Annotated in this window: 5 protein-coding genes; all 5 read right to left on the bottom strand. The window is 63.1% G+C overall.

The features are described from left to right. A partial coding sequence (locus Q0602_RS17135; RefSeq protein WP_298845846.1) for a hypothetical protein occupies positions 1–446 on the bottom strand: 446 nt, incomplete at its 3' end. Beyond that, entirely contained in the window at positions 427–2424 is a 1998-nt protein-coding gene (locus Q0602_RS17130; protein ID WP_067505637.1) for a hypothetical protein, read from the bottom strand. The genes Q0602_RS17135 and Q0602_RS17130, both read right to left, overlap by 20 nt. Beyond that, complete coding sequence (locus Q0602_RS17125; RefSeq protein ID WP_067505634.1) at positions 2421–3932, bottom strand: hypothetical protein; 1512 nt, start codon at positions 3930–3932, stop codon at positions 2421–2423. The genes Q0602_RS17130 and Q0602_RS17125 overlap by 4 nt, the downstream gene beginning before the upstream one ends. Positions 3933–4131: 199 nt before the next feature. Then, entirely contained in the window at positions 4132–5346 is a 1215-nt protein-coding gene (locus Q0602_RS17120; RefSeq protein ID WP_298845836.1) for a tyrosine-type recombinase/integrase, read from the bottom strand. A 181-nt stretch (positions 5347–5527) separates the two neighbouring features. Beyond that, positions 5528–5748 (bottom strand): hypothetical protein (locus Q0602_RS17115; RefSeq protein WP_298845834.1); only part of this gene is annotated, 221 nt, incomplete at its 5' end.

Genomic DNA, 5748 nt, shown 5'->3' with positions numbered 1-5748 from the left:
TCTCCCATCGCCGAAGCCACCAGTAGGGATAGTGCGTGGATGCGCTCCACGAGGACGGCTTCGGCATTGCGGTGTCGCGCGCGTTCCGCCTTCGCGGCTTCGCGTTCTGCTGCCAATTCGCTCCGTAGGCGTTTCAGCTCTTCGCGCGCGCCGCCGTGCGGAGCCGATGCGCCAAGATTCTGGAAGAGTTCGAGTTCGCGCTTGTAACGATAGAGCGTCGGCCGCGGGACGCCGGTCTCCTCGACCAGGTTGACGACCGTCCAGGAGCCGTCCGTCTGCGTGGTCCCGCGGCAGAAGCGGTCGATTCCGGCCCGGATCGTCCTTTCGGTCGTTTCCGTTCCGCGAAGGTCGCCTCCTCCCGCCAGCACGTCGAGTTCGTGAAGGCGGTCCGCATTGTCCTTTCTGAGTTCCTCGAAGGAGGTCTGGTCAATCTTTTCCATTTCCACCTCCCTGTGCCTTGGCGATCACCCCTTCGTATCTCTCGGCGGCGGTCCGGAGTGACTGTTTCTGCGGTCCGCTCCGGGCGGTTCCGGATAGTCTCCGGACCTCGTCGAGCAGGCCCTGCCACTTGGGAACGTGGCAGGGCGCTATCACCGAATTGGCGCACTTGTCCGGAGAGCACATGCTTATCGCCGGGGACGCGCCCGGTGAGGACTTTTCCTGTTCCGTCAAGCAGAGCGCGTTGCTCACGTTGAACACGCAGTAGCTCAGGCTACCGACATGGACCGTCTGAACGAGCTTGCGCACGCTGTTGTCGAGCACCGCTCCTTTCGAGGACGTGTCGACCACGGCCGATGCGAGGCCCACTTCACGCACGTTCTCCCATTCAGCCAGAACACGGCTGGCACCTGGCCCAGCCCGCCAGCCTGCCCGGGCATCACTCCTCATCTCCTCGAGGATGTCGATGCCCGCGAGTATGCGCTCGTCTTCGACATCGAGAGCGAAGGTGTCGGAGATGGAGCCGGCGTATCCTTCGAAGACGGCCGTCGAGACATGATGATATTGGAGGCGTCCGGCGATGATGCCGAAAGGCTGCCTCGCGATGAACCTCGCGAGCGTGCGCCTGAACTGGCTCGGCTTGATGTGATAATCGGGCGCCTGGGTGAGACTCGGGTCTGTCTGGGCGATCGCGTCCCGCTGCCATCTCGCCCGTTCGTAGAACAGGTTGATCAGGCTTCCGATGGAGGTGACGGACAGTGGATAGCCGGTCTTCGATGAACGCAGCAGCTTCCTGTCTCGCGACTTGGGCTTGCGCAGGGCATCCTTGCTCAGCATGAGCAGATCCGACCCGTGCATCGCGCGGTATGGTGCCAGAAGCTTCTGCAGCATCTGCACGGCCTGGGCGACGATATCCGGGACCACCCATTCCACGGGTGGAGGCTTGCCCTCCTTGCCCTTGCCGCGTTTTTTGAGCGGTATGCCGCTTATGCGCCAGCGGTCGCGGAGGCCTGTAGCCCTGTCGACGGGACGGTCGAGGCAGTCGGAACCGAGGTTACTGGCCTCCCCTGACCTCATTCCGGAAAGGTAGAGGATCACGATGAGGCAGGCGGCGACAAGATGGCCGAGTTCCTCGCGATAGAGATGGTGCGCCGCCTTCTTGCGGTCCGGCATCCAGGTGATGCCCGTCTCGGGGCAGGTGCCAGGTGATGTCTTCCAACCGGGAAAATCAGCCCTGCCATCGTCCCAGAATTCGTGCATCTCTTCCCGCATCGCAAGCACGGTGGGTGCATAGTGCTCGATATAGCGTCGCGCACAGTCGATAAGCGTCGCGATGACCTCGTCCGGCAGGGGTTCGGTCGCGTTCTCCTCATTGGCCTCGCCGGCGCCGAGCATCTTTGCGGTCAGGTTGCCGTCGTAGGGGGAGAATGGCAGTGGGGAATTCAGGCGTTCACGGAAGACGTCGAGCGCCTTTATCGGGAGGAGATAGCTCCAGACCGTCTGCGGGCTGCAGGAGGAACCCGTCCGCACATTCGCGCCGGAGGCATTGACTGCATCTTCCGGGCCATGGTTCTCCAGCCATACGCGATATTCGTGGACGTGCCGCTGGCGGAGGTCCAGAGGACCCGCGACATCGGGGTGCTTGACGTCCAGCCAACGCAGGAACCGCTTCATCCTCAGCTGCTCGCGTGAGGCATGGTAGCTGCCGATCGTCTTCTGGGTCGCCAGCGGCGTGTTCAACCGGTGCCAGCACAGTTCCTTGCAGATGGAGAGCCAGCCCGGGTGGTTCGCGGCGACGTCGTTCCAGTCGATCCGGCAGATCGATTCGACACGGCCGGAATGGTGATCCGTCTCCGTCAGATCCCAGACCATCGCGTCGAACCGACCCTTGAGGTCGGGACGACGCAGCAGGATGGGCGATTCGCCGTGGGGCGACCGCTGGCTGCGCTCATCTTGAGCCCGGATATGGCCGGCATGCGCGTTCATTGCAGCATCTCGGGAGGGAGATGCATGTCCAGCCCCCTGGCGATCGTTTCCGCCTCTGCGACGGTGCGTTGGTCGAACTGGGGGAGGATGGCATGGGTGATCTCACGCCACGCAGCGCCGTAGAGGGCCTCCCACTCGGGTGACCCCATCTCGTCGCGGCGCCGCTCGACATGCGCCCGGAAGCCGAGGATCGCGGGCAGGGATCGACGCGTGATCAGAGCGTTGGGACAGACCACGCAGCCGAAGAAGGCCTTCGAACAGGGTGTGCCCGGCTTGTCGAACGGGGAATTCGTGAAGTCGCGGCAGCTGGCGAGCCACAGGTCCTGCTCGCCGGACAGCGCGGTCGCGATGTCGTTCTCGGCGACTTCGGCCTTTTGTGCGGCTGCCGATACCTGATCGTCGGATGCGTCGTTCGGAAGATCGACGATCCGCCTGGAGAGCGCATGGTTCCAGGCCTGGGCCTGCGCGTCGAGGACCGCATTCTCGAGAAAGGGTCGGATACGGTCGTTGTCGAGATAGTGCTTGGCGCGCACGTCGGCCGAGTTGTCCGACCTGTCGATTGACAGTCGGCCTCCATGCCTGATCGTGCGCTGGGTCCGCCAGGTCGGGCGCAGCCTGTTCCTGACGATCGGCAATCGCCCGCCGTGATCATCTCGTAGGCCGCTCTCGTTGAGATGGTCGCTGAATGCCCTGAAGGCATCGGCGGCGCAGTGGAACGTGAACAGCGGTGTCGCATCGTCGGCTCCGCCATCCTGGTCCTGCCTCTCTCTGGCTCGATCCCGCAGGAGAGCGAGGGCCCCGGCGGCTTCCCGGAACGAGGTCCCGTCCGCGATGGCCTCCTCCTCGGTGTCGATGCCGCAGTCGCTCGGGTTGGTGGTTCGGCTCTTGCGAAATCCGTTTCCGCCACCGCCGCGCCGCTTGATGTAGCGCACCTTGATGCGCCGCCCATCGGGCCTGAGATTCGCCAGCGTGAGCACGGGAAGGCATTCGGGCTCGATCCCGAGCTTCAGGCCGATGATGACAAAGGCGGCGATCTCCATGACCGCCCTGTCCCCGGGGTCGCCACTATCGTGCGTCCGGTGCAGTATGGCCGCACAGGCGGAGATGATGCGCTGCGATTCGGCGAGCGAATAGGGTGCGTTGGGCTTCGTATCGTCGATCCGCTCGCCGGGAAGGAAGTCCTCGTCACGCCAACTCGGGCCCAATACCGCCGCGTCCTCGAGATACAGCTGTCGCAGGATTCTCAGCGGCGCGGCCTTGTAGGCATAGGCGGTGGTGCCGGTGACTTCTCCCAGCGTCGCACGCAGGTCCATGGCTATGCGGAAGTCCTCGACGATCTGAGGATCGAGGATGGTGTCTTCCTTGCCGGGCTCCTGACCTCGCGCGTCCTTTTCCGTTTCTGCCAGCCAGAGGAAAAAGGGCTTGCTCTGTGTCTGGTAGGCCAAGGCCGTCGATCCGGTGGCGATGGCCTTGCCGGGTCCCGACATCCTGTGGACCGCATCGAGCATGGCCCTCCCGAGGGCAGGACGCACCGAAGCGAAGTCCCAGTTCAGGGGGTTCTTGCGTTCGAAATGGCGATGCCGCCAATCCTTCGGATTCGACCGGGTGGGGAACTGGAGAACGCCTCCCCGGTCGAGGCTCGGGACTTTTCGCCGCGGCCGCCCCCGCCTCGGCGGGAGACGGTCATTGGACGCATCCTTCCTGTTCTCAGCGGATGAGGTCAAGGTAGTCCTCCTCCGATCCCAAGGTATCCTCGAAGATCCGCAGCGCCTCGTCGATGACGAAATCGTCTGCGCTGAGGATGTCGAGGTAGATGAAGGTCGTCTCGTAGTGCTTGTGACCCAGGAGACGCTGGAGGGCGCGGAGGGGGTCGCCGAAGATCGTAGCGTAGACGTCACCGCGACCGCCTTCCGTGAGGCGTCTGACATCGTCCTTGATCTTCATGCTGTCGTGATGCCGACGCAGGAGCGCGCAGAGCATGTAGACCGCGAAGGTGTGCCTGAGGGTATGCGGCGTCACCTTGACACCCGATCGCTCGGATGCGTTCTCGAAGACCTTTTCCCAGCCGCCGATCCCCATGAGGTCGCCGGATTGGTTGATCCACAGCGGAGCTGGGGACGCCGAAAGCCCCTTGCGTTCGAGCGCCGGCAGTCGCTCGAGTTGCTGATATGCTTGGAGGCGACGGAACGCGTGGATGCCGACGGGGACTTTCCGGGCGCGATAGCCTTTTCCATCGATCGCAGGGACTGGATAGGTGAACGCTCGACCACCGGTGCTTTCGGAGCGAGAGGGAACGGCCGATGGCGGCATCCTGCTGCTTTCGTAGAGACGCATGCCGGACGTCAGGATGGTTTCGGCGAAGGCGGCGTTGCGCAACGGCGATTTGGTCACCATCAGCCCGTCGTCCCGGAAGATGCGGAAGCGGTCGAGTGTGATGAACTTGGGCTCTTCGGATGAAGCTGCGGCGCCCTTGAAGGACCACTGCAGTGCCGGATGTTCGGTCGGGTTGTCGGGGCGTAGACGCAGGAGGACGGCCGCATCGAACATCGTCTTCAGCGCGGCGGCTTCGGAGTTCCAGGAGACAGGATCCAGGGGCTTTCCCTGAGGTGTCGTGCTCGCCAGGCGACGAGCCCGGTATTGGGAAAGGTATCCCGGCTCGACGGTCGTCAGGTCATGGCCATCCTCCATTAGCGTGGCGACGAACCTGAGGACGTGCTGACCATAGGTCCGCATGGTGGTCCGCCCGGGCACCTGCTCGGTCATCTTGCGTAGGACGCTGGAGGACTGAGGATGGATTTGAGGAGGATTTGAATTCTGATCGAGGACGAAGGGGGCTCGTCCGGTGATCCCGATCCTGGAGTAGAGCGACTTCGCCAACGGGCCGGCTCGCTCGTGCCAGAACCGTTCGAGCTCTCTCGGCATGAGGGTTTCGTCGACCGGCTGGTCGAGAAGATCAGGATTGACGAAAGCCAGACGCAAGACGGTGTGCCCTCATGGGTTACGGGGTTTCCCGGTCCATGAGGGCACACCTTCTCACTTTTTCAAGTCATTTATTGACTGCAGTCCCATCCTGTTCCATAGAATGAGACACAGCACAACATTACTATTGACAGGCGAGGCATTCCTCGTAATCGGTCTGTTCGCCGCCGGCAGCCAGTTCGTACTTGGCGGCATCGGCCGTATTGTCGGCTTCCACGCCGCCAGCAAAGCCAGCGCGCTGCACGCTCTTCGACCGCAGGTAATAGAGCGATTTGATGCCCTTTTCCCATGCCTGGAAGTGCAGCATCATCAGGTCCCACTTGTCGACATCGGCCGGGATGAACA

The organism is uncultured Salinicola sp. (assembly GCF_937921195.1).
Classification (GTDB): domain Bacteria; phylum Pseudomonadota; class Gammaproteobacteria; order Pseudomonadales; family Halomonadaceae; genus Salinicola.
The sequence above is the reverse complement of the archived record's forward strand: the minus strand, read 5'-3'. Positions and strand labels throughout refer to the sequence as shown.